The sequence below is a fragment of the Saccharothrix sp. BKS2 genome, from assembly GCF_047689505.1.
Taxonomy (GTDB): Bacteria; Actinomycetota; Actinomycetes; order Mycobacteriales; family Pseudonocardiaceae; genus Actinosynnema; species Actinosynnema lopnurensis.
Map to the genome: position 1 here is coordinate 17,578 of NZ_JAUQOL010000021.1, position 26,090 is coordinate 43,667.

11 protein-coding genes are annotated in these 26,090 nt (G+C 66.8%); 6 read left to right on the plus strand and 5 right to left on the minus strand.

What is annotated here, in order from left to right; translation table 11 throughout:
• The 3 genes from Q5530_RS33680 to Q5530_RS33690 are packed head-to-tail and all read right to left on the minus strand — an operon-like array spanning position 1 to position 13,237.
• The gene (locus Q5530_RS33680) at positions 1–4,119 is read right to left on the minus strand and encodes an Eco57I restriction-modification methylase domain-containing protein (protein ID WP_415366852.1); all 4,119 of its coding nucleotides are present in this window, start codon (positions 4,117–4,119) and stop codon (positions 1–3) included.
• Positions 4,119–7,001, minus strand: coding sequence for a helicase-related protein (locus Q5530_RS33685; RefSeq protein WP_415366853.1), 2,883 nt, complete (start codon positions 6,999–7,001; stop codon positions 4,119–4,121). The genes Q5530_RS33680 and Q5530_RS33685 overlap by 1 nt, the downstream gene beginning before the upstream one ends.
• A gap of 23 nt (positions 7,002–7,024) precedes the next feature.
• Complete coding sequence (locus Q5530_RS33690; protein ID WP_415366854.1) at positions 7,025–13,237, minus strand: protein kinase domain-containing protein; 6,213 nt, start codon at positions 13,235–13,237, stop codon at positions 7,025–7,027.
• 574 nt (positions 13,238–13,811) lie between these two features.
• On the opposite strand from Q5530_RS33690, the gene Q5530_RS33695 reads away from it, so the two are divergent.
• Both Q5530_RS33695 and Q5530_RS33700 read left to right on the plus strand, forming a co-directional pair.
• Positions 13,812–15,209 carry a hypothetical protein gene (locus tag Q5530_RS33695; RefSeq protein WP_415366855.1) on the plus strand — a complete coding sequence of 466 codons (1,398 nt, stop codon included), beginning with the start codon at positions 13,812–13,814 and terminating at the stop codon, positions 15,207–15,209.
• A 29-nt stretch (positions 15,210–15,238) separates the two neighbouring features.
• A complete protein-coding gene (locus tag Q5530_RS33700) occupies positions 15,239–17,803 on the plus strand; it encodes a hypothetical protein (protein ID WP_415366856.1) in 2,565 nt (854 codons plus the stop codon).
• Positions 17,804–17,833: 30 nt separating this feature from the next.
• Here the strand turns inward: Q5530_RS33700 and Q5530_RS33705 are convergent, their stop codons facing one another.
• The gene (locus Q5530_RS33705) at positions 17,834–21,130 is read right to left on the minus strand and encodes a type ISP restriction/modification enzyme (RefSeq protein ID WP_415366857.1); all 3,297 of its coding nucleotides are present in this window, start codon (positions 21,128–21,130) and stop codon (positions 17,834–17,836) included.
• Between the two features lie 710 nt (positions 21,131–21,840).
• Positions 21,841–23,352 carry a helix-turn-helix domain-containing protein gene (locus tag Q5530_RS33710; RefSeq protein WP_415366859.1) on the minus strand — a complete coding sequence of 504 codons (1,512 nt, stop codon included), beginning with the start codon at positions 23,350–23,352 and terminating at the stop codon, positions 21,841–21,843.
• A 230-nt stretch (positions 23,353–23,582) separates the two neighbouring features.
• Between Q5530_RS33710 and Q5530_RS33715 the strand changes: the two genes are divergently transcribed.
• From Q5530_RS33715 to Q5530_RS33730, 4 genes are all read left to right on the plus strand, one after another.
• A complete protein-coding gene (locus tag Q5530_RS33715) occupies positions 23,583–23,828 on the plus strand; it encodes a zinc finger protein (protein ID WP_415366860.1) in 246 nt (81 codons plus the stop codon).
• Positions 23,825–24,742 (plus strand): helix-turn-helix domain-containing protein, encoded by a 918-nt coding sequence (locus Q5530_RS33720; RefSeq protein WP_415366861.1) that lies wholly within the window; start codon positions 23,825–23,827, stop codon positions 24,740–24,742. Before Q5530_RS33715 ends, Q5530_RS33720 begins: the two co-directional genes overlap by 4 nt.
• Before the next feature lie 25 nt (positions 24,743–24,767).
• A complete protein-coding gene (locus Q5530_RS33725; protein ID WP_415366862.1) occupies positions 24,768–25,016 on the plus strand; it encodes a transcriptional regulator in 249 nt (82 codons plus the stop codon).
• Positions 25,017–25,400: 384 nt separating this feature from the next.
• Positions 25,401–26,021, plus strand: a complete 621-nt coding sequence (locus Q5530_RS33730) for a hypothetical protein (protein ID WP_415366863.1) — start codon at positions 25,401–25,403, stop codon at positions 26,019–26,021.
• The last annotated feature ends 69 nt before the right edge of the window (positions 26,022–26,090 follow it).

Below are 26,090 nucleotides of genomic sequence, written 5' to 3' on the forward strand. Positions count from 1 at the left end.
CTACTCCGTCGGCTGGTCGTCTCGGGCAGGATGACGCGGACCGTGTCCTGGCGGCGGGATAAGCGTGGAGGTGTAGTTCTCGCCGTCGACGAGCGGGGTCGTGAGGCTGACGCCGACTGCGGCCATGCGGTCATACTCAGCGAGGATCAGCTCCTTGGTCCGATATGTGCCGTACTTGGCTTCGTCCTTGCGTTTGACGATCGGGAAAGTGTCAAGGATGTAGTCGACTTTGTCGCGCTCGATCCCATAGAGATGGAAGAACAGCGCGTCGAGCTCGGCTCTGATGACAGCGCGTCGACCTTCGTCCCATACAAACGGATCACCTTTTTCGCTTATATCGAAGGCGAATTGGCACAATTCGCGCGACGTGACAGTCAACTCCATCACCCGGGGCGCAATATAGCACCTATGCAAACGAATTTGCTGCGGAGTTAGAATTGGAATCTGTTGCAGAATGAAGATGTTGAGATGAACTCCACCCACCTTAGGACGGCAGGCATAATCCAACACAAACGACGAAGCGTTGGCGATCAACGCCGAAACATCTTTAGCATCCCTACTGCCCGGAAGCGAAACCGCAAGAGTATTTCCGACTGCACTATACGGGAATAATCCGGCTACGACAGTTCGCTCATTAGTCGAGTTGGTGACGTCGCGCCAGCCAATGAGCCAATCGCGCCTCCACCCCTTTGCAGCAAGTCGGCTGAACACTCCGAGATCCATGATTTCACGGCCATCTTTGTCCACCTTTCCGCTCGCGCTCGACACGTCATGATCAGGAACCCAGTAGCGAGGTAAAACCGCCGCATCGGGATCTTGCTTCTCCGAGAGCGTGAAATCACGTGTCGCCCCGTCGTCAGTGTAAGTAATCCAGCGGTAATCGTAGTGATGAATCATCTTCGCCTCGTACAGGGGAAGCATGCGCTGCCCTTCCTTAGTGAAGAAATTACCGGACAGTATCCAACCTTCCTGCTCCAAATCGGCCCGAGTTCGAAAGAACCGTGCATCATGAGACATGTCAAACATCCTCAAGAACGATATTCCCCAAGGATTGCTGCCACCTTGACCTTCCTCGTCAGGTTCTTCGACAAAGACGGGGACACGGCGGTAGATGTCGAGAATTATTTCGGCGTCTCGGCGGGAGCGGAAGATCGGACAGGTGCCCGTGTTGGGGTTGAGCAGGATGATCTCTTCCGGTGACAAGGTGAAAGCCTTGTCGGCCTCGTCCAACTCGGCCGGGTCGTAGAGGAAGAACGCGAACTTGGCCGCCGGTTCGCGGAGCGCCTGCCCGGCGAGCGAGAGGACGCAAAACTTCATTCGAGAGTCGACCGCCGGAAAAAGGCCCTCGCGGTTCTCGAAGTCGTATAAGGTCACGAGCGAACCGCGCAGCACTAGGTCTTTGAAGAAGTACTGGGTCCGCGCGTCGGTAGCGATCCCAGTGGGCACGATGACCCCGGCCCGGCCGTGGTCACCAGCCAGGGTGCGCACGGTCTCTGCAAACACCGCGTAGGTATTGAGGTTTCCCTTGCCCGTCAGCGGCATCCGGCCCGATCGACGCAGGAAGTGGCTCTCCGCATAAACCGCTCGCTTCGCGTCGGCATAGGCGGTGAACAATGGCAGCGTATCCGGGTCGTCTCGCAGCGCCGCGATCAACCTCTTCCGGGCGTCCGCCTTGCCTACTGCGGCGATTTCGGGCGAGCGCTGAGCAAAGAACTCCTGCTCCTTCAGCTCGACGCTGTCCCACGGCGGGTTGCCGAGAACGCAACTGAAGCCGCCCCGCCAGCCGGTCGTGGACGTCTCGTCACCCGCACCGGCGGCGAAGATCTCTGGGAACTCCAGGTGCCAGTGGAAGAACCGGTACTGGTCGCGCAGCCGGATGACCTCGTCATGGGTCTCAGGCGACGCGCCTTTCGCCGACGGGTCCTCAAGCGATCGAAAAACTTTTTCGGTGACAGCCCGTGGCCGGTCTGCGGTCTTGATCCACATGAACGCGGCACACCAGGCGTCCGCGAGGCGCAAGGCATTGACGTACTCCGGCGATTCCGCCCAGGACGTGTATGCCTTGGCCTTCCGCCGCACCTCGCGGAGCTCGTCGGAGGACTTCCCGGTGATCTGCTGGACGCTGGCGGCGAAGGCCGCGTTGGTGACCTTCACCGGGACGTCCTCGATGTCGAAGAGGGTGAACCTGCCCTCACGCTCCTCAGCGTTGATTTTCTCCAGCACCTTGGCGAACTTCTTGTCGTCGCCCTCGGTCGCGGTGAACGCGCTGTCCGGGATGCCTCCCCGCAAGAGCGCCGGTGTGGTGCCGAGCAGAGCGTTGCCGCACTTGATGTGGGCGTCGAGGAAGTCCAGTGGCTTGCCCGGCACGAGGGCTTCCAGCCACAGCGACACCTTCGCCAGCTCGACCGCCATCGGGTTGAGGTCGACGCCGTAGACGCAGCGCGCGATGACCTCGTGCAGTGCTTCGCGCACCGCTTCCGTGACGGGTTCGGGGTTGCGCTCGCGCACCGCGGCGACGCGCTTGGCGATCCGGCGGGCGGCGGCGACCAGGAAGTGCCCCGAACCGCAGGAAGGGTCGCACACCGTCAGCGACAGCAGTTCACCTACGATGGCGTCGGCCGGATCGACTTGACCGGTGGCCGAAGCCACCTGCTCGCCGCGCTTGACCGCGTCGTCGATGACCGGGTCCAGGGTGGTGTTCAACAGGCATTCGATCAGCGACGACGGCGTGTAGTAGGAGCCGGTCGTCTTGCGGGTGTTGCCCGCCAGCTCGACCAGCTCGAAGGTGCGGTCCACCGCGCTGTGCCGCGGGACGAGTTCCAGCAGTGACTCGTAGATGGACCCGAGTTCCTCGGCGTCCAGGTGCCGGTAGTCCACCGCCCTGACCCGCCGCGAGCCGACGTCGCGCACCTGCGCGAGATGCCGGACCGCTGTCAGGAGGTATTCGTTCGAGCACGCGAGGCCGTCGAGCACCGCGTCGGCGGGCGTCGGGTCGAAGATGCCACCGAGGCCCGGCAGTCCCAGCTCGGGGCGGCCGTTCTCGTCACAGAGGGCGGACAGGACGATGCGCAGCGCCTGGTAGAGGTCGTCGTGGGTGGTGCCGCGACGCCTTCTCGCGTGGGCGCGCAGTCTCGCCGTCGAGAAGTAGGCGGCGTAGCGTTCCCGGGCCTGCTCGGTGGCCTCCGGCGCGTGCAGCACGCCCCGGTCCTCGGCCACGAAGATGAACAGCAGCCGGTAGACCAGCCGCAGCAGGGCGTTGTGGAGTGCCCTGACATCGACGTTCGCCCGCAGGCCGGAGTTGGCCGGATGGCGGAGGAAGCCGGTGCCCAGTGTGGTGATCGCCTGTTGGACCCCGTCCCGGAGCTGATCGAGCGCGCGGGTGCCCGACGTGATCGCGTCGAGGCGCCACTTCTCCAGCCAGCACGACGCGGCCGGAGCGCCCTCCGCGACGGCGAAGCGCGAGACGTGCAGCAGCCGGTACAGCAGCACGAACTCGCTGAACAGCTCGCCGTCGAAGATGGCCTCCAGGTCGAACTCGACGTACGACGCCGTGGCCAGCGCGCTGGAGTCGCGCAGCAGTCGCAGTTGCCTGCCGTTGGTGAGCACGCCCCAGAGGTGCGCATCCGTCCGGTTCAGGCACTCCTGGACCAAGGACTGCGGCGGCACCGTGCCCGCGCCACCCGGTCGTTTGTCCAGTGTGAATCGCCAGGGCGCGAGGTGGATCGGGACCTGGTTCCAGCGGTGGCTGATCGCGAAGCTCTTACCGCCGTCGTCAGAGGTGATGCCGGAGGCGCCCAGAGCGGTCAGCTCACCGAAGCCGAGTTCGGCGAACAGCGGCAACAACCACTCCGCGACCGCCCGGCCGGTCGGATCGGCCGGCGTGTCCTGTTCCGGAGCGACGGGCAGGTGCTCGCGCAGCTCGGTCCAGATGGCCTTGAGGTAGTCCCAGTGGCGCTCCGCCTCGTCACGCACCGACCGCGAGCCGAGCACGCGGTAGTCGGCGGGCGCGCATCCCCTGATGTCCTTGCCTTCGGAGATCTGCAGGAGCATGTCGGCGGGCAGCAGTCCACCGATGGTGTCGACGGCGGGGAAGACCTGGTTGCGGGTTACGGCGGACATCAGGCGGCTCCTCCAGCGAGCGGCAGGTAGACGTAGGCGCCGAGGACGTCGGCCGGTTTCTGCGCCGTCACCTGCACGCCGCGGACGATTTCGCCGGACGCACTGCGGACCCGGCGGTGTGAGGCGAGCAACTCGGCGGCGAGTTCATCGCCGAAAGACGCCAGGTAGCCGGCTGTTTCCGGCAGCCCGTCGAGCACTCTGGTCATGGTGCGCCTGCTGAACACCGGATCGGTGTTCTCGTCCGCCGTCAGGTCGAGCAGCGCCCGGGCGTCATCTGCGGTGAGCCACCGGGCATTCACCGGCGCACCTTCGAAGGCGAGCAGACGGGCGTCCTCGGCAACCAGTTTCCGTTCTCCCGACCGGGACGGCAGCGTGAGGTGGAACCGGTAGCGAACGACCAACAGGGTCGTCCTGGTCTGGACGCCCTTCGTCCGGATCACCCCGCACCGGCGAGCCGGCCGAGGGCCGGAGACCTTCTCGTCGAACGCGGAGTTGAGGACGTACCCGGCGAGCGCTCCCACCACCGGATCGGTACGCACGAGGGCGGCTTCGCCGCGAGCCACCGCGGCACTGGCGCGGAACGCGACCGGCTTGTGCAGGTCACCTCCGACGACCGGGGCGAGCGCGTCCCGCAACCCCGCCGGCGTGCCGGACACATCAGCGGCGAAGTCGTCGCCGTCGGGGCGGAGCACGGCGTCGAGCGCGCCGAGCGCCTGCCGGACGAACCCACGGACCTCGCTCGCGCGGCCCAGCGCGTCCCGAACGGCCGCTACCTCCCTGGCGACCTCCTCCGGCCTGATTGTCCGTTGGGCGAACCGCGACCGGGACGCCTTCTCCCGCTCGGCCGCGGACTGCCACTGCGCCTCGACGGCGGCGGCCCGTTCGCGGATCGTCTCCACCTCGAACAGGCTTGCCTGCTCCGGACGCCGGTTGCGCAGCAACAGCCATTCCACGACCGCGTCGGTCACCCCGGACGACATCTCGTCGGGCACCGAGACCGAGATTCCCAGGTCTTTCCTGATCTGCCGGTGCTTTTTGATCAGGACTTCCAACACCTTGCCGTCGATGCCATTGTCACTGCCATACAGCGTGACGACCCGGACGACATTCGTCTTTTGACCGAAACGGTCGACGCGCCCCTCTCTCTGGTCGTGCCGAGTGGGATTCCAGGCCAAGTCATAATGCAGAACGGAATCGAAGTGGTGTTGGAGGTTCACCCCCTCGGAAAGGCAGTCCGTCGCGACCAGAACCCGCTTGGATCCAGCAGTTTCCTGCGATTGTTCGGCCAGTTCCTCGATACGCTGGATCCGCTGCTGCGGGGACAGCGTTCCGGTCACCGGGCAAACGAATGTCTTCTTGCCCAGCGCCTGCGCCAGGTGCTCTGCCACGTACTCGGCAGTCGGAATGTAACGGCAAAAGACGATCGGGCGATATCCCTTGCCTAATAACGCCTTCACCTGCTTGAGCAAGGCCGCGAGCTTCCAGTCCTCCGCAGTGCCCTCCAGGGCCGCCGCTCGGTCGGCGAGTTCTCCCAGCCGCGCTCCCGGCTCGTCCAACTCCGCGCCGGGAGCGACGTCGAGCCCTTCCAGCGCGTCGCTGTCGGCGGAGTCCCGGGTCAGTGGCGCGCCGAGCAGGTCGGCTTCCTGCGCGGTCGAGGCCGTGGCCGCCGCCGAGCGAGTCCGCAGCGTCTGCGCCGCGGCACGCGGTGAGGAGACCAGTGAGCGCAGCAGCGCGATCGCGGACCACCAGGCGATGCGGGCCTCCCGCTTGCCGCGATCACCCGCGGCGCTGACCCGTTCCCCGGCGTAGGCGATGGCGTCGTCGAGCAGCGCTCGGTATGCCGGGGACAGGTGGTAGGTCTCGTCCTTGAACTCGCGGTCCGCCGGGAACACGGTGTCCTCACGCAGGCTGTCGTCGGCCAGCCCGTCCCGAGTGGAGAGGAACTGCCGCACATCGGCTCGCTTGCGCTGGACGAAGTGGCCCGCCAGCAGGCGTCTGCCCGCGTTGGTGTCGAGTTCCGCCGTGGCCAACTCCGGCTTGACCAGGCCCAGGAGGGCGCGGAACGCGCTCTCCTTGCCGCTGTGCGGCGTCGCCGTCACCAGAAGGAGGTGGCGATCGGAATCGTTCGCGATCCGCTGAAGGAGCTCGTAGCGGAGCTGGCTCTGCGCCGAGGACACCTCGTCAGCGGTGACACACGTATGCGCCTCGTCCACGATGACCAGGTCGGGGCAGTGCTTGACGAAGTCGTCGCGATGCCGGGTCGACTTGATGAAGTCGGTGGAGACCACCACGTGCGGGTGCCGGTCGAACAGCGATTGACCGAGGTCGAGCTTGCGCTCCAGCTTGGACACGGTCGAGGCGAGGACGAGTTCGGCGTCGATGCCGAACTTGGTCCGCAGCTCCTGCTGCCACTGCTCGGCCAGTGCAGGCGAGCACAGCACGGCAAGTTTGCGCGCACTGCCTTGAGCGAGCAACTCGCTCGCGATCAAACCGGCCTCAACAGTTTTTCCAATTCCGACATCATCGGAGATCAGCATGCGCACCGTCTTCTGTCGCAGAGCCATCATCAACGGCACAAGTTGGTATGCGCGGGGCTCGACCGCGATTCCGGCGAGCGAGCGGAAAGGGCCAGCACCTGACCGGAATCCGATTCGCAGGGCGGAGCGCAACATGCCCGCCGCCAGGTCATCACCCAGGTCATCGGGAGAGGGCGGGGGGAATTCGGCGGACCGGACGTTCTCGAAAGCCGGGAAGACGGCGGCGACATCGTCGTCCGAGCCACCGAGCGGCCGCAGGACCAGCATGTCATCGGCGCTTTCCGGCAGTACCATCCAGTCACGGCCACGCGCGGAAACCAGCGAACCCGCAGTGAAGCTGCTCATCTGTATGATGTTCTCTTCCGTCGTCACATGCCCGCGATGCGCCCGAAATAGCGTTCGCACTCACTTACGATGGCAACCCAATCACCGTCATGGGGAAACCGCACCACGTCCCAGCCCGCGTCTTCCAGACGACTCGCGGCCTCCGCGTCGCGCTGGGCGACCGCGGCGTAGTCGTGCACGGGTCCGTCGACGAACACGGCCACGTTCACGCCGGGCAACCGGTAGACGTAATCGGGACGGGCAAGCGCCTCGGCGATGAACGGCTGCGCTTCGTCGGGGAGCCGCAAGCCGTTCTCCTTGAGCCAAGCGACCAATCGCTTCTCTAGCCCGCTTTCCGACTGCACCGACAGCCGATCCAACTGCTCGGTGCGAGACTCACCCCGACCCGTCGTCTCCGCACGAGCCCCGGCAAGTCGCAGGAGCAAAGCACGCACGGAATGGCGATCGATCAATCCGTGGCTACCCTGGTTACCGTACGTGAGGAGGCACTCGTAGCAACCACGCGCACAGCGCCGGTCCGGGTGCGGGCCACCGAGGTCTGTACCGTCCGAATCGAAGTGACAAATCTCTAGCGCCCTGACCGCAGCTCGCCGGAGTGCGTCGGGGTCTGATTGCAACAGGCGCAGGACACCCGCACCACCTTCCGCCGCTTCAGTGAACAAGAACCGTTCACGGGGACCGTCATCAGGCGGGAGCAATTCGCCGGCCAGCTCCGAGTCCTCCAGCTCGAACTCAGCCTCGATACCGCGCTCCAACGCGTACATCAGGGACAGTGCGACCGGCTCGTCAAGCGGGTCTGCGAGCTTGACGACCAGCACGTTGCGGCGGTCCTCGACGTAGGGTATGACCCGCTTCTTGTGGCGTTTCTCATTGCCGTCGCCGTCGACCACCGGTAGCTCGCTGGAATCCCCCGAAGCTTCGCCGGCTTCGCGTTCGTTCAGCCAGCGACCGTCCGCCGGGTCAAGCCAGAAGCCCGGTGGTTCATCCTCCCGCGCGCGCACCCGGCCGACATTGGTGATCCGCACTGTCGCGGAGTCCCCGTAGATGACCAACGCGATCAGGCCGTCGACATCCGAGACCAGGGCGTCCCTCCGGCCGGGGCGGGCGCCGTGATCGTGGAAGCGATAGGACGTCATCAGGCGGAAACCGGCCCGTCGCCGCTCTTCTTCGTCTGAGGAAATCCGTTCGCGCTTGCGGGTATAGACGGTGTGCAACTGCAAGAGGCCGGTCGTGTTCTCCCGCAGCGGCTCGTCACACATCTGGCAACGGCTGGCCGACTCCCCGATGTCGTGGTGGTAGCCGCAGGTACCGCAGCGCTTGGCGCTCGTGGTGACCAGGTCACCGCTCGCATCCGACGTCAACTGGATCCGGGTGACCTGGTACCGGCTTCCTTCGTGGTAGATCAGCGCTCCCGGGCCGAACTCGCGAATGGCCAGGAAACGCGGGCGCTGGAGGTAGTCTCCGTCGCCGTAACGGCGACCCGACGTGGGCACATAGGCCGCGAGGGGTAATCGGGGGAACGAGTAGCCCGGCAGGAACCCCTCGCTGGCGAGGTAGCGGTAAGGGTTGAAATCGGACAGCACCGACTTGCTGTCAGCGGTGTCGTTCTTGAGCAGGTTGAGTTGGGTCTCGGCCTCACGCCGGCGGGCACTGGCGATGTCGTGGTCACGTTTGGACAGCGTGTGGTCGAGAACCCGGCGGTTCTGCTCGGCTTGATCGATCAGAGCGGCCTTGAACAGCAGCCGCCACCGGTCGAACGCCGCGTTGAACCGCTCACCGGCGGCACGGACGGTCTCCTCGATCCACTGCGGATGCCACCAGGAGGTCTCGGCGAACTCGGCTCGCATCTCGCTGAACACGCGATGAGCCGCCTCGACGGTACGTCGCTGCGCTTGCGGTTCACGACGGCCCGCCTCAATGTGGTCGTGCAGCCGCAATGGGGGATCGGGCAGCCGGGTGTCCTCGTGGTAGCTGATGTCGATGATGTCGGGGATGGCCCGCCCCAGCTTCAGACCTGACTCCGCCATCCAGATGGCGTGCACGTGCGAGCGCGCCAGATCCTCGTTGGTCAGGTCCAGTCGAGGTCGGGTGATGATCCCAGCCACCATCCGGTCAGACCGACGGAAGTAGTACTGGTCGTGGCTGTTGCCAGTGGCACAGTACGTGGTGACGAGCGCAGGCTGGCCCGATCGGCCAGCCCGACCGCTGCGCTGCGCGTAGTTGGCGGGAGTCGGCGGGACGTTGCGCAGCATCACCGCGTTCAGCTCGGAGATGTCGACGCCGAGTTCCATGGTCGGCGAGCAGTAGAGCAGTTTCAGGTCGCCTCCGCGGAACGCCTCCTCTCGCTGCTCGCGGGTTTCTGGATCGACCTGCGCAGTGTGCTCCCGAGCGGACAGACCGCTGAGCGCACTGCCGGCCTCTTGATAGAGGTCGCGGAAGAACGTGTTGACCCGAGGACCGTCGCCGCTGGCATAAGTGCGGGTCAGCGGGTCGTGGGAACCGGTCTCACCCGTTCCGGCCTGCCATACCAGGGTTCTCGCCGCGACGCGGTAACCGGTGGCGCTCGATCCCGCGCCCCGCCGGAACCGCCCGGAACGTTGTGGGGCGACGTCCACTCGCTCGACGAGCCCGACTTCGGCGAGCAGCTCCAGCAGTTGCTCGATCACCTGCGCAGCGTCGTCCGCCGACAGGCCCTTGAAGTGCTCGCGGCGGAGGTACTTGCCGAACTTGCCGCGACCGGACACGAACAGGCTCGACCGGCTCATCCCCGGGCGGGAACTTCCCGGGAAGGCCGTTCCCACCTGCGGTTGGTCGCTCGTCGACAGCACCCAGGGATCGACGAGGCGCTCCTCGCTGGCGCGCTGCAGGGAATCGAAATCCTCGCGGAAGTACTGCACGTCGATGGCGAGGTTGCGGCGCAGGTGGTCGAGCAGGGTCCGGAGGATCTCCACCCGGCGGTCCGGCTCGGCGTCACGGATGCTCGGGTGCGTGCCGTCCCACTGGTCGTCCGTGTCGGCGAGCCAATCGAGATCCTCGTAGTGGATCTGGAGCAGGCCGGTCTGTTCCAGGTTCGGCATGGTGATCCGCCAGCCGCGCTGAAGATCCAGGTAGAGCCGGAAAGCGATGACGTCCTGCAACGTCTTGGCGGCACGGCTGCGCAACGCCGGAGCGAGCTTGTCGGCGCCCTTCGCGTAATCGGCGGGGGCGAGGCCGAGCGCACCGGCGACCCTCGACGCCAGCTGTTCGTGTCGGATGCCTGCCTTCCCCGCAGCCGCGACCGCGCGGTGCAGTGCCCCGCGCAGCTGCGTGATCTGCACGAAGTCGTTGAAGTGACCGGCTTGCAGTGATGCGTCCTGACGATTGTCGACGAAGGTCAACAGCTTGCGCGCCTTCTTGCTGAGCGCTTCCTCGGGAACAGCCTTGAGCGAACGCACGATCGACGCGGACACCAGCGACGTAGCCGACGATCGTCCCTCTTGGTCCAGGGTGGCCAACTTGGCGAAATCCTTGCCCCGGGTCTGCTCGTAGCTGACCGAACAGTGCAGGCAGAACAGGAACGGCGCCGGGATGAAAGCGACGGCGAGACCACGCGCCACCTCTTTGCCGTAAGGATCGACACTGACGGCGACCGGGAGCCTGGGCCGATACGACTCGCGCACGCGTTCGTCGCCGTGTTCATCGGCTTCCAGCCAGGACTCGGGAAGCCGGCGACCGTCGATCGCCTCTTCCGTGGTGCTGGGCCAGGACCGGTCTGGATCGAGGTAGAGGTAGCCGTCGCCCGCGCGTCCACCGGTCGCCGCGGTGTCCCGCCTGGGTTCGTAGCGGACGGCGCCGTTCTTGTCGGTCCGCCACACGGTCAGGTACTCCTGGCCGCACTCACGGCAGAAAGCCAGCGGCAGCAGGATCTTGCCATCCGAGCCGGGCAGCACGCGCTGGTAGTCGCGGGTCAGGTGGCGTGACGCCTTGTCTTCGAGCGTGACGTAGACAGTGTCGCCCTTGGACAAGAACTGGTGCAGCCGAAACGCGAACAGCGGACGGTCGGTGACCGGATGCCGTGCTTCCGAGCCTGCCTTGAGGGTGCTCTGGATCGCTTCCTTGCAGGCACGCACGGTGAGGCCGCTGGCTTCGGCCAGCTCGCGGGCAGCGTCCTCGATCTTGGCGGGCTTCTGCCGGACCAGCCGGCCGGTGGCGTCCTTTCGCAACCCGAAGCGCGTTTCGATCCAACAGGCGAGAGGATCGGTCACGAGGTCCGCGTACGCACGTGGCGGCCCGCCCGCCCGGAGTCGTTTCACCGGCACGGTGGCGTCTCCGGTATTGGTGGCGCGCACGAGCGTCTCTCCGATGACGTTGCCCGGGCGCACTTCGGCGCCGAAGAGCATCGTGGCCACCTCGGCTACCACGTTCCGCTGGTCTTCGAACGTGTCCTCGCTGGACATGGTGGCGGAGGTGCCGATGCACTGCAGGCGGTCGGCTTCACAGGCATCGCGAACCCGGCGAATCAGCAGTGCGACGTCAGCGCCCTGCCTGCCGCGGTAGGTGTGCAGTTCGTCGAAGACCAGGAACCGCAGCCCCTTCGCCATTTTGATCAGGGATTTCCGGTCGTCCGGCCGGGTGAGCATCAACTCCAGCATGACGTAATTGGTCAGCAGGATGTCCGGCGGGTTGTCGCGGATCTCCTTGCGGCGTTCGTCGGTCTCCTGGCCGGTGTAGCGCGCGTAGGTGACCGGCTCATGGCCTTTGCCGTAGCCGTCGAGAAGGAACTTGTCGAGCTCCTTGAGCTGGCTGTTGGCCAGAGCGTTCATCGGGTAGACGATGATCGCGCGGACCCGTCTGCGCGGGGAGCGCCCCTCTTCGGCCCGTTCCTTCAGCACTCGATCGACGATCGGAATGATGTAGGAAAGAGACTTTCCGGATCCGGTTCCCGTGGTCAGCACGTAGGACTCACCGGCATCCGCGACGTCGATCGCCTCGCGTTGGTGACGGTGCAGGGTCAGAGAACGGCCGTCACACACGGTACCGCCCTCGGTCTTGCCGGCCTGGAAGATCCGTGCGCACTCGCTGTGCAGCACCCCATCGCCGGCCAGTTCGAGTACCGTCCCGCCGGAAGCGAAGAACGGATTCAACGACAACCAGGGATCCGGCCACTGGGACTTGCTGTCCAGATCCTGCCGGACGAACTCGGCGATCTCTTCGTCACGAATGATCGTTCCGCCCTCGGTGAACGCTCGATAATCGGCGATGAGCTTCTCGTGCACCGTGAAAACGTCCATTCCGGATGTCGTCACCGGCGCACTGGACGCGATCACCGGGGCCTCGTGCCCCGCTTCGCGCCTCGCCGCGACCCAAGCGACCGGGTTGAGGGAGCCCCAGCCCGGAACCCCTTCATCTTCGCCGCCCGCCACGAGAGGCAGCAACGCCTCTCGCACAGTGACGGCGTCGGTCGGACGGCTGGCCGGACTCTTCGCCAGCAGCTTCTCGATCAACAGCACCAATGCTTCAGGCGTGTCCGAGCGTAGGAGCTTGATCGACGGAGGTTGTTGCTTCAGGTGCTTTTCGCCGAGCTCGTGCGCCGACTCGCTGTGAAACGGCGGAACACCGCTCAACAGCTCGAACAAAACGCAGCCCAGCGCGTAGAGATCGGCGGCCTGGGTAACCGAAGATGCCTCGAACTGCTCAGGTGCCATATAGCGGGCGGTGCCAACCGTGACACCGCTGCCGGTCAGCTTTCCACCCTCGGCGTCATCGATGATCCGACCCATGCCAAAATCAAGGACCTTCACCCCGCCACCCTGGACGAGCATGACATTGGCCGGCTTCAGATCACGGTGAACGATATTTTCGGCGTGGGCCGCCGAGAGCCCGTCGGCCATCTGCGCACCGATTGCCGCAACCCAATGAATCGGTAACTGCGGGCACTCGGCGATGAGGTCACGGAGCGTGCGCCCGTCCAACAGTTCCATCACCAGGTAGGGCAACCGGTCGACGCCACCTGCGATAAGCCGCGGAATATTGGGGTGATCGAGCCTGCGCATGATCCGGACTTCACGCTCGAACCGCAAAACTGTTTTCTCGTCGAAGTCGGGATCGAGCAGAGCGCCTGACAGGCCACGCAGGACGAGCTTCACAGCGACGGCATCTCGGCCCGGACCGGCCAAGTCTTCCGCGCGGTACACCTCGCCCATGTTGCCCTTGCCGATCGCAGTCGCCAACCGAAAGCGGCCTGCTACGACCTTCACCCTCGACGTCACCTTCCCACCCTCCCACGCCCCCGTCAGTCGTGAATACGACCCACTCGCTCCACATCGTCAAGGCACCCCGGTTTGTGACAACAGCACACAAGGACCGCACAATGCGCCCACAACAGTCTGTTGACAATGTCAACAGACTGAGCACCACACGGCCTGCGCGCACACGATCACAACAAAGCGATCTACCGCACGACCTCTTGAGCAGCGATCGGAGCGTCCGCCGAGCGTGAGGAAGCGACCATCGCACAGGCATTGTTGGACACGTGGCCGACCAGTGTCGTTCGCATCGACCGTATTTGGCGGCGCCCGCCCCTTCATCCAGTCTTCATACTTCTGGACTACACACCACTGTGTTGGTCGCGCCGTGAGGTGCCGCACCCTCCCTGGCCACGGTGAAACGAAGTCATGGCCATGAGCGATCACCACGAGGTGTGCGTATCGAGTTCGGATCGGGCGGAGCACTGTGATCCCCGCTGAGGTGGACGGGCCTCGGTGGTGCGAGCCCGGTCTCGACCGGCGTGGCGGTCGCTACCCGCTCTCGGTCGAAGCACCGGTGACGAGCATGGTGGACACGCTGGTACCCGGCGTGTCCACGCTGACCCGGCTGGTCCGCTACTACTCCTTGTACTGGACGCTGGCCGATCACGCGGAGAAACACGATCTCGACCCTGCGGCGTGCCAGACGCTGGTGCGCCGTACCGAGGTCGGTCTGGCTCTCACATCGATAGCTCACGACAAAGCCCTGTTCGCGCACGGCACCGATACCGTCCAATCACTGCTGAACAAGGGCTTCGCCACCGGCCTGGCGAGCCCAGGACGTTCTTCGTACTCGCCTCGTTCATGGGGCTTCTGGTCCCAGTACAACGGTCCGAGCATGGCCATGGGCACCGTCACCATCGAGGCCGGTGCACTCCGTGCCGGCAAACACCCGTGTCCCCCCTCGGTGGGCCGGATGTTCCGGCCGCTCATCGACCTCGCCACTCGCGAGGAGATGAGCGACGGCGATGTCGACCGGCTTTCCACGCTGGCGATGGAGGCTCCGGACACCCCTGACCTGCCACCATTACGCGATCTCTTCGCCGCGACACGCGACCGACGCCACCTGCCGGAGGAGTGGAGCGGTGACGACCACACGCGGCGAGCCACACTGCGCTTCCTGGCACGGGCAGTTCAGCGCATGCCCGGCAAGGCCCGCGTGGAAGCATTCCGGCATTACCTCGCCTACGGCGACACCCTCGACACCGATCCGGTCCTGATCGGCGACGAGCGAGCGCGGGCGTGGCGCGGTGTGCTGCTCCGGCACCACTCGGTCGGCGCGTGGCGCCGCATGTGGGCGGCACTCGTCCAACAGGTGCTCGACATGAGCGGAACCGCGACCAGGGACGACCTCCACGCGTGGATCAGTTCCGAGGTGTCCGACGTGACCGTTCGGGAGTTCACCAGGTCCTTGCCGCCGGCCGTGGACCGGAAGGGGTACCCGCTGCCCGCGGAGGAGCCCTTCCTCGGTGAGCCGTTCTCCCCGGAGGCCGACCTGGCCATGCTGCTGCTCGGCGCACGGCGCCTTGAGCACCTGGAGGGTCGCAGCCTCGACGCGTTCCTGGGACGTCGCCGCAGCTCATCCGGACGCGGCCAGTTCCTGGACCCCAACTGGGTCGCTTTCCGCAGGTCCGAGCACGAGGACCAGCCGCTGCCCGAACTCGCCCGTGCTTTCGTGGACGACATGATCGCGCAGTCCCGCAGGGTCGCGCTGCGCAAGCTGCGGGTCGGTGATGACGGCCGGATGATCGTGTTCAGCAAGTTGCACGAGCGCAACGGCCGGTACTTCGCCGAGCAGGCGGAGGGGGCGGGCAACGTGGGCCTGCGCATCCACCAGCTCTCGGCGATGGCCGAACAGCTCGGCCTCTTCACCGCGGACGGGGTCACCCCGCTCTGCACCGAACTGCTGGAGTTGGCCGGATGAGCCGGGCGGATCACGAGTTCCACTCCCCCTTGACCCTGCTGCGCGAATGGCGTGACCGATCGGACGGTGCTCGCTTGCGCGAAGTCCTCATCACCGGCTTCACGCACGACCTGGTCTTCCTGGAACGCCACTGCGTTCCCACCGCGCGTGCCCTGGGCGCTCGCATCACCGTTCTCGGGGACGCGGGGCAGGCCGTGCACGAGCCGGTCGACGTCCGGTACGCGGGCAGGACCTACCAGCACGGCCACGCGGCGTGCGCCGGGGCGTTCCACCCCAAGCTCGTCGTCCTGGTCGGCGATGACGACGTGTGGGCGGCGATCGGCTCGGGCAACCCCACGTGGTCCGGGTGGGGGCACAACCAGGAGCTCTGGCTGGTGCTGCGCACGTCGACGCGGCAGGGACCGGCCGCGCAACGCGACCTCGCCGCCTGGTTGGTCGATCTGCCCGAGGTGGTCGCGATGCCCACGTGGATCGCGGACGCGGTCGTTCGCGTGGGCGGCTACGTGGCCCCCGACGAGGTTGACGACTCGCTTCCGGACCTGCGGATCTTCGGCAACCTGCGACAGCCGATCCTCAGCCGGCTGCCGACGGGGCCCGTGGACGCGCTGCGGGTCAGCTCGCCGTTCTTCGACCCGCGTGGCGCGGCCCTGCGGGCGCTGGTCGACCGGTTCTCCCCCGCCGCACTGGACATGGCCCTGCAACCGACGTTGTCGCAGTACGACGCCGCTGCCCTGGCAGGGGTCGCGGCGACCGTGCCGACGGCCGGCTTCCGGTTGCTCGACGAAAGTCGCACCTATCACGGCAAGCTCGTGGAGTGGGTTGCCGACGGGGCCACCACGGCGTTGGTGGGCAGCGCGAACTGCACAGCGGCCGCGATGCTGAGCACCACTGCCGCAGGCGGCAACTGCGAACTGGTCGCTCTCGCGCCCGTCCCCGACAGCCTGCTGCCGGAGGGCACCGCGGCGATCACGATCCCGCCCAACAAGGCGCACGCATTGGCAACACAACCTCGACGCGCGGTCACGCTGGTCCTGCTGGAGGCGCGACGCCAAGAGCAGGACCTGGTCGTGGAACTGACGACCACCGCCCGCGAGCCGATCACCATCGAGTCCTCTCCTGACGGAACCCCGGGGACTTGGACGGCGTTTCACGTCTGGCGCCCCACCGGGGAGACTTCGGCAACCCTGCGGTTCCCGGCGCCGGAACAGCTCGGCGGCGCTGTGCGCGCGTGGGTGGAGGTCTCGGGTGAGCGCGTCGTGTCCTCTGCGGTGTACCTCACGGACCCCGTGCGCTGTCTGCCGCGCGAGGACGAACAGGACCGGCCCCGTCTCGTCCGTGACTACGAGCTGGACAAGACCATCACCGACCCGGCGCTGGCCGCCCGCTTCAACGCCGACCTCCTGCGCCTGCTCAGCCAGGTGTCGCAGCGGCCGCCCACCGGCACCTCCGCCCTGCGAACGCAACCGTCCGCAGTCGAAGTCGCCTCCTCCGAAGACCGCTGGGGTGCGTGGCTGCACCACGTGGAGGGGATGCTCGGTCCTTCACTGACCGGTCTCGTCTTCCCCTCCTCTCTGCGGCTGCCCGACGGCACGGTCACCAGATGGACGGTCGGAGCAGACCCGGATGACACCGAACTCGCCGACGGCGAGGACGAGGATGTCGTGGACACCGAGATCGAGCCCGACTCGGAGCACCGGACCATCCCGCCGTCCGAACACCGCAAGCTGCGGACCTGGGCGACGCGGTGGGTCAAAGCGGTGTCCCGTCCCGCCCGTCCACCGCTGGAACTGCGGATGACCGTCGTCCTCCTCTACCTGGACCTCCTCGCCGCAGGCGTGTGGGGCACGGAGGAGAGCTGGCGGACGGAGGTCCGAGACCTCGTTCACGCCCTGCTGCCCGATGACGACGAGACGGATGCGCTCCCCGGCCGCACCATCTCCTACCAGTGCTCGCTGACCGCGGTATGCCTCGCCCTGCTCTTCCAAGACGCCTCGCCGCACGGCGGAAGTGAACACGACATCATCGCCAAAGCCGCTTGGGAGGTTGCGCGCGAGTCCGTGGCGTTCGCCGACCGCCGACTCGCGGTGGAATACCTCCACCGCGCCGCCCAGGCACACGCCAGAGTGGTGTCCGAATCAGAGGTGGACGAGATCATCCACCTCGCCGAAGCAGTCGTCGACGATCCCCGAGCCGAACTCCGGGCAGCCTTCGCGCAGGCCGGGTTGCCCGCACGGCTGATGGACGGCGTCTGGGTGGTGGACGGCGAATTCCGCAACCCGCGACGCACCGCCGCCCATGCGACGACCGTGGCGGGGAAGCAGTCCGCCGTCCTCGCCCGCAATGCCGGCCGGACCGCTCTGGTTCTCCGCGACGGCGCCACGCTCTTCTTCGCCGAGTCCACCGCACCCAGGTGGCGTGTCTACCAGCTCTCGCCACTCGGCACCCCGCTGTCACTACTCGGCAACCCGGAAGGGCTCCCACCTGCGGTGAGCCAGCACCCGCTGGACTCCGCTCCGCCTCAAGTGAGCCAGCTCGCTGGTCGGTTGGAGGTCGACCTGGCGCACCTCGTGGCCGCGGTCCGCACGGTGTCGTAGCCACCAGCCCGCTGCCGTGGGATCGGACTCTTAGGAGAACAGGTCCGGCTGGGTGTCCTCCTTCGTCGGTTTCTTCGCTGCGGGCGACACCGGCAGGACGCCAGCGCTCGTCAGGTCCTCGACCGTGATCAGTGGGCTTTCGAGGATGCGGCGGAGCAACTGGTCCTGAAGCGGTTCGAGCGCCACGAGTCGTCCGAGCACGTGGATGAGGTCGAGCAGTTCGGTGGTGGCCGACGGCGTCCAGGTGGTTGGGACGATGGCGTCGAGCGGGGACTTGCGGTTGCCGGACGGGTTCTTCTTGCGGTAGCCGAACCAGTGCTTGAGCACCCTCATGCCGGCGACCTCGTAGTTCCACACCTCGGGGGCGACCGGGGCGACGCTGCCGGAGCCGACGTGCAGTGTCCTGGTGTCCTCGTCGTAGGTCATGCGGTCCGGCATGTCGGACTCGGTGTCCGGGATCGCGACCTGGATCAGTGGTCGTTCACGGGTGTTGCGCGGTGGCCCGGCCGGGCGGTCCGCGGCGGGGTCGACGAAGCGCTCGCCGTAGGTGTGCAGCCAGACGGCTTCTTCCCCGACGCGGATGGCCTCAGCCCACAGGTGCGGGTCTCGGGTCAGGGGGATGCGGACACCGGGGGTCGTCAGGTCTGCGGCGAAGTGCCGGGTGAAGCCGGGGTGGGCGGTGACGGCGGCGAGGTAGGCGATCAGGTCGGTTGCGCTGATGTGCTTGCCGAGTTGCTCCGTCAGATGGGTGAGCAGTCCTGGGGTGATGTTGGGGCGGGCTGCTTCGGCGTCTGCGTACAGGGGCAGTGCCCGGCCGCCCCTGCCCGAGTGGTGGTGCATGTCGGGCAGCAGTGAGGTGAACACGAGCGCCGGTCCGGTGTCGATCGGCTGTGCGTGCTGTTCCACGACGAAGATCTGCTCGCTGCCGAGTGCGGACCAGAGCATCGCCCTGGGCGTGGCGATCAGCCTGGAGTCGGGGATCAGCCACTGCCGGTCGAAAGCTCGGAATCCCACGCGGATCGGTGGCGGCATGTCGCCTTGTTCGTGGGCGAAGGCGACGTTGCTGTGCGGGAAGCCCGGGAGTGGCGGGTTGACCCGCCGCAGGTTGGCGTCGCGACTCTCCTGGAAGAGGACGGGTTTCGTCACCGCGGGCGCTGAGGTCAGCCGGTGCCAGCGTTGGGCGAGTGTGTCCTCGTCGGGTGCGTAGACCCAGGTGCGATTGGGCTTGACGCCGGGAGACGCCCACGGCATGAGGTCGGTCATGGCCGGCATGGACAGCCACTGGGTGCGGCTGGCCGGCTGGAACGGGTCGTGCCAGCCGTCGGAGCACTGCTGCCACTCGGGTGAGTCCGCGTGCAGGGTGCCGAGTGCCGCGACCTTGTCGGCGACGGTGCCGGTGACCGAGGTCCGGTGGATGCGCGCCGGTGTGGTGGTGTCGACCTGGCCGCGACGGACGAAGACGGCTACGCAGATGGGCTGCTGGTTGTCCCGGAAGAACCGGGTGTTGACCGGCGGTTGGTGCCCCTCCGGGGTCAGGTCGATGATCCATCCCTCGTCGGCGGTCTCTCGCAGGTAGCGGCGCATGCCGGCGAGTCCGGGGGACGTGGTGAAGCCCGCGGAGCAGACGAACGCGACGATGCCCGCGGGGTGCTGGGGGTGGGCGTCGAAGACCTTCCAGGTGGCCCAGCGCCAGAAGTAGACGTACTTGTTGTGCAGCGTGTACTCGCGGCTGCCTTGACCGGGTGTGCGGAACGCGTCGAGGCTGGGGACCGCGACCCTGCTGTCCGACTTTCCCTCGATCCACGGCGCCGTGCCGCGCACCTTGTCGACGTACGGCGGGTTGCCGATCACCACCATGACCGGCTCCTCCTGCTTGACCCGGTTCGCCCCGCGCCGCGATTTCTCCATCGCCCCGTACATGCTGCCCATCTGGAGGATCTGCACGCGGGGGTCGTCCAGGGTGTCGGCGAGGAAGCGGCGCTCCTTGGCCGGGGCTTCGGCCTGGTGCCGTTTTTTGAGGAGGCTGTGGATGCGCAGTTCGGCGACGGCGTAGGGGGCGGCCTGGTTCTCGAAGCCGATCAGGCGGTCCGAGAACTCGCGCAGGTGGGGTGCGACAGCGCCCGGTCCCTCCTCGGCTTCGACGGTGTGCGCCACGGTGTTGACGACTTCGGCGAGGAAGCTGCCGGTGCCCATCGCCGGATCGACCACGATGACGTCGCGTTCCGCGAAGCCCCTACCGCGACCGAGGTGGGAGCGCAGTACCTCGTCGACGAACCGGGTGGTGAAGACGACCAGTTCCGCAGGGGTGTAGTACACGCCGCTCTTCTTGCGCAGCTCCGGGTCGTACTCGGACAGGAAGCTCTCGTAGAGCGTCGCGTAGGAGTCGTCGGGGAACTGCGCCCAGTCGACCACCTCCAGCACTCGGAGCATGGTGGTCAGCGCGACGCTGTGCTCCTCTTCGGGTTGGTCGGTGAGGACGGTGAGGGCTCGGCCCATCAACGAGTGCTTCTTGCCCAGCAGCCTGGCGATCTCGCGGATCGCCTTGCCGTTGAAGTCCACCCCTTCCACTCGGGCGAGCAGGAGGGCGAAGGTCACCGTCTGGGAGTACTGGTCGGCGAACTCCTGGTCCGTCAAGCTCGGGAACAGGGCTTGGCGCCAGTCCATCGCGAGCCCGCTGAACGTGCCGCTGGTCGACTGGCCGGACTGCTCGCGCGCCAGTTCCGCCGTGACGTCGTCACGCAGCAGGCGGCACAGGTTGGCGATCACGCGCACCATGTCGTCCAGGGAGTGCGGTGGTTGGGGCTGCCAGAGCAGGAAGCCGGTCATCACCTGGGCGAAGTCCATGCCGACCGCGTGCAGCTTGCCGCCCGCCTGGTCAAGGCCGGGTTCGAGGCGGGCCACCCTGCCCCGGAGCTTGCCGTAGGTGTAGCGGGCGAAGCTCTCACCGTCCGTGTACAGGACGTTGGGCAACCGGCGCAGCGCCTCCCACTGCCTGAGGTCGTGCTTGGTGGGGGCGGTCCAACTCTCCGGTGTGCCGTAGCCGGGTCTCTTCAACTCGACGTACCCGATGCGGGCGTTGTCGACCTCGACCGCGTAGTCGGGGCGGACGGACAGGTCGGGCAGGCGCGTCTCGCCGATCATCGTGACCGATAGGGACAGGCTGTCGACGATCTTGGACACCATGTGTTCGAAAGGCCCGCGCAGGTGGTCCTCGGGCGACCCCTCGCGGGTGCGGAGCTTCTTGGTCACTTCGCGGCCGAACGCGGCGATGACCTTGTCGAAGTCGAGGGAGTCGGCCTCGGGACGTGGCGTTCGACGAGTGGGCATCGCCTGCTCCCGTCATGCTGGGAAAGACCAAGACATCCAGGAAAACCGACAACGAGTTTTACTGTCTGTACAGCCGACGGGTAATCCGAAAAATAGGGAAGAAGCACTGTCGGTGGACGTCAAGAGCCGTTCGATCGGACATGCCGGGCCAATACGACCGATCGAGCTACACGCTCTCGCCTTCGGGAGCACTCGTCCTCCTGCCACGTACAAGATCCCTGGCCGTACCGCCAGCGGAGCGGGGGAGGTCCGGTGACGTTCGAGGTTGTCCCTGGGGAGCGGCACTAACACGTGATAGAGGTCCAGGACTTGAGGAGTGAGCACGGTGGCCAGACGCACTACGTGTCGGTGCCGGTGCGCAACAAGGGCTACGTCGTGGGCGCCGACATGCGCAGCGCCGACAATGCGTTCGACCACGCGCGCGACGCAACGCGTGGGTCGAGACGGATCCGAACTGCCGGGAATGGGACGATGAGTGGGGCGGCCCGGGTTCGGCTGACACCAGAATGGGACACCGCCCCCTTGTGGGTGCGCAGGGACGGCGATCCGATTTCGGCGAACCACTCTGCCGAGCGGTTGGGTACGGAGTTCCCCACGACACGTGGAGACCTTTTTCGGAAGTCGAGACCGCATGGTTTCCACGCCGGTCGTCCGAAGCGCAAGCAGCACTCCACTCTAACGGGAGACAACCCGCACTGAGCCCGGAAGCATCAAACAAGAAGTGCTTCGCGCAGCTCGCGCGGTGCGGGACGGTCGCGCCACGGGCGGAGAATCCGTACCACTTCTTCGAGGGTTGCAAGGGTGCGTTGTGAATGCATGGCCTTGGCAACCTGGACTGATGTGAAGGCGACCGCGGCCGCCTCGTCGGGCTCGCCGCTCTGCGCCAGTGCAAGTGCTCGGCGTGCCCGGTGCAGGGCGGCGTCTCGTTCGGGCAGACCGCCGTCGGCCAGTACTTCGCTGTAGGTCTCCGCAGCCCGGGCGGGTTGGCCTGCCTCGATGTAGCAGCTGGCGTTGTGCGCCAGTCGGATGTGCTCGGTGTAGAAGGCCCCCAGGAGGCCGTACTGCTGCTCGTCGGCGGCCGCGTCGAAGATCTGGTGCGCTTGGTCGAGTTTGCGCTCGACGTCGTGGTGGGGTTCGCCGCACATGGCCATGCCGAGGGCTTCCTGCTGGGCGACTTCGGCGCGGACCTTGTCGGGCATCAGCCACGGTCCCCGCGCTGCGGCCTGGGCGAAGGTGAGCACGCGCAGCGCGTCACGTTGGTCGTAGGCCAGTTGGGACTTCTTGAGCAGCAGGTAGCCCTGAACCGTGGTGTCGCCTGCTTCCTGCGCCCACTCCATGCCCCGATCGAGCCAGAACGTCGTGAGGGCCGGTTCGCGGAGTTCGCGGTACAGCCAACCGCACTGGTCCGTCGCCTGGGCACCCACCGACAGCAGCGGACCCCGGAACTCGGGCTTGACGTCACAGGCGTTGCGCTCGATCGCTCCCAGGAGACCCAGCATGATCGGCATCGTCTTCTTGGCCCCGGCGACGCGGCCGTACGCCATCACGGCGCTGATCTGTCGGCTGAAGTACTCCACGACGTCGCCGTCGAGGTAGCGGCGGGCGTCGGCGAGTGCTTTGGCGAAGTGTTCGGTCTCTTCGGGGTTGAGGGCGGGCAGGGCGAAGGCGATTCCGCGGCTGAACAGGGAACGACGGCTGAGCGGACTCATGGCATCCCGATCCGAGGCTAGGGCCAAATCCGGACTCGACGTGTCACCGCGATGGGGTTCCTCGTCGAAGAGGGCACCGAGTCCGCTGCTCGTCACCGCAGCCGCGTCACCGGATGGTGCCGACGCACCCGGCATCCGGAACCACAGCAGGTCCGCGGGGATGCCCAGAACGTGCGCCCAACGTGCGAGCTTGTTGAGGTTGGTGATCTGCTCACCGTTCTCGATGCGGCTCAGCCGGGTCTGGGTGATGCCTACCCAGGCGGCCGCGGTCTGCTGCGGGATGGGGCGTCCGTGGAGGTGGCGGGTGCGGAAGGCCCGCATGACGACGCCCATGTCGCAGGTGGCTAGCGCTTGCCGCATCTCGGAGGTGTGCCAGAACTCGGGCGGCACGCGTGGCGGTTCGATCAGGTGGTTGCGCGCGGTCTTGGTGCAGGCGTGGCAGAGGGTTCCGCGGTTGTCACGAGCCAGTCGGGTGCCGCAGCGGCACCGGCGTACCTGCTCGTGCGTTGCCATCCGCCCCTGCTCCCACCCATGTTGACGCTCCGTGCAAACACGACCACGTTACGCCTATAACCGCTGGTCCGTCATGCGCCGCAGCGCATATCGGGTATGCGATTCCACGTCATGTGGCCTGCACCGCCGGACGGAACGCTTCGGCAGGGCACCGATGCCGGGTGCCGTCCGGCGACCGCGAACGAGGTGGTGACGGTGGTGGCCACAACCTGCGGAAGTGCGTTCGGGCGATGGTCGGGGTGGGCGTGATGGGCATCCGGCCGTTCCGCTGGCTGCCGCACGACGGTCGTCGGCACGCGATTCCGGATCAGCTCGCCGCCCATGAGGAGGGGCAGACGTTGTGCGGGGTGGCGGTGACGGTGCCGCACCTGCCGCTGCCTCGGTGCCCTGACTGGTGCTGGCCCACCTGTATGACCTGTGACCGCGCATGGCGTGCCCATGAGGGCATCCCGATCTACAAGCAGAAGGTGACATGAACACCGACATGACCGAACCGCGGGATGTGCCGCCGCCGCAGCCACGGACGGCAAGCGCGCACAGTCGTGAACTCGGGGAGGAGCTGCGCCGGGCGCGTTCCGGGGCGTCGGCTCGGCAATTGGCCGGCCGGTTGGGTTGGTCCATACCGAAGATCGCCAAGTTGGAGGCGGGAACGCGCGGCATCACCGAGTGGGACGCCGCCTCGCTGCTCACGGCCTGCGGCACGGACCAGGACACCCTGACTCGCATACGCCGGCTGCTGTCCCTGGATGTCCATGCCTACCTGCGGCTGCACGGCGACGCCGCGTCCGACGAGTTGGCCGGGGTCGCCGTGCACGAACGGTTGGCGGTGCGGGTGCAGTGCTACGAGCCGCTGCGTGTTCCGCCACTCCTCCAGACCGCCGGATACGTACGGGCACAGGCGACCGAGGGGGTTTCCACGCCGGTCGACCGGGCTGTTCGCGCCCGTATGGCGCGGCAGAAGGTCTTGAACAAGTTCTCCACGCCGACCTGGGTGTTCTACCTGCGGCAGGCCGTCCTGGAGACCGAGTTCGGCGGGTTGGCCGAGGCACACGAGCAGGCCGTGCACCTGGAGATGCTCAGCCGACGCGACGACGTCACCGTGCGCGTGTTGCCGAACCTGGTCGACGGCCACCCGGCCTTGGCCCACGGGGTGAGCCTGGCGGTGCTGCCCCAGCCGTCGACGCCGGTGGCGTACGTGGAACTCGACGTCGCGACCGCGTTCATCGACGACGAGACCGCCGTCCGCGCCTACCAGGAGAAGTTCGAGGTGCTGGACCGCCTCGCGCTCGACGCCCGGCAGTCGCGCTGGCTGATCGCTCAACGGGCGTCGGTGTGCATGAACCGACTGGCCGGTGAGGCCGAGAGCGACAGCCCTGCCCCTCGGGATTGACCTCCGTCTTCGGGACCGACTCACGATGTCGTACACGATCAGGCTCCGTGCCCTGGCCTTCGAGACCGCCGCACGACGGGCGGGCTTCAGTTCCGACTACGCGCTGGCCAGGGCGATGAAGATCGACCGGTCCACCGTGATGCGGGTGCGCAAGGGAGACCTCCACCCCGGTCCGGCGTTCATCGGCGGGGCGCTGAAGGCGCTCAGCCCGATGCGGTTCGACGACCTGTTCATGATCACTCAGCCGGGCGCGCCACCTTCCGACAACTGGTGAGCACACCGTCAATCTGTCACGGACAGCATTCGTTCCGGAGATCAAAAGCACGTACGGTGACTTCCGTTGGGGGTTCATATAGGGGATCACATTGGGGATCAGGTTGGGGATCCTGTTAGAACGCCACCCCCTTCACCTCGCTAAGTCCCTGGTCAAGGGCCTGTCAGGGGATCCGCTGGTATCCCAGACTCACTTGCCGACAAGCAAGTAGGCGACATCGGGGCGCGGGCGGCAGGCGTCATGACGGGGCTGGTCGGGCTCGTCATCGTTGCCGATCATTCCGTCTGATCCGAGGTTGAAGGGTCAGTCTCAGCGCGATCAGAAGCGCCCCTCAGGAACCGAGGAGTGCGTCGGGCGTCCTCACCTACGACCGAGGGGGCGGCGATGTCGAGGCGGGGATTGGTGTGGTGGCCGGTGGCCGCGACGGTGGTGCCGGTGTGCCTGCTGTTCGCCGGTGTCAGCGCGCCCGGCGGGTACTTCTTCATGCTGTCGGCCGCGTTCGTCGCCTGGTTCGCGGTGGGCGTGGCCTGGGCGGCGGGTGCGTGGCGCGTGGTGAAGCCGCTCCCGCCTCCGCGGTCGGGCGCTCGCACGTGGTGGTCGTTGCTCGTGGTGCCGGCCATCTTCGCGACCAGCTGGGCCGTGGCGTCGGGGAACGCGATCGGGCGGGTGGCGTTCGCGCTGCACCGGCCGGCCCTGGAGCGGCTGGCCGCCGAAGCCCCGACCTCCCCGCCGTGGTCGGCCAGCCTGTACTCGTTCGAGCACCTCGGCCACTGGCAAGGCTGCACGACCATGGGCACGAGCGACCCCGCCACCACCCGCGAAGCAGGACTGCTGTGGTGCCCCGGACGCTCCCCCGGCACCCACTGGGACGGTGAGGGCCTGATCCTGACCCCGATCGAGGACGACTGGTACGTCTACCACCACGGTGGCAGGTCGAACGACCCCGCCGGCACCGAGCCCTGGGGCCTGGACCTCGACCGCTTCGGACGGCGCATCGAAACCTGAGCCACAACGGCCCAAGACGGCGTCGCCGGGTACCTCCTGTCTCTCACAAGCCGCTGAGCAGCGGTGATG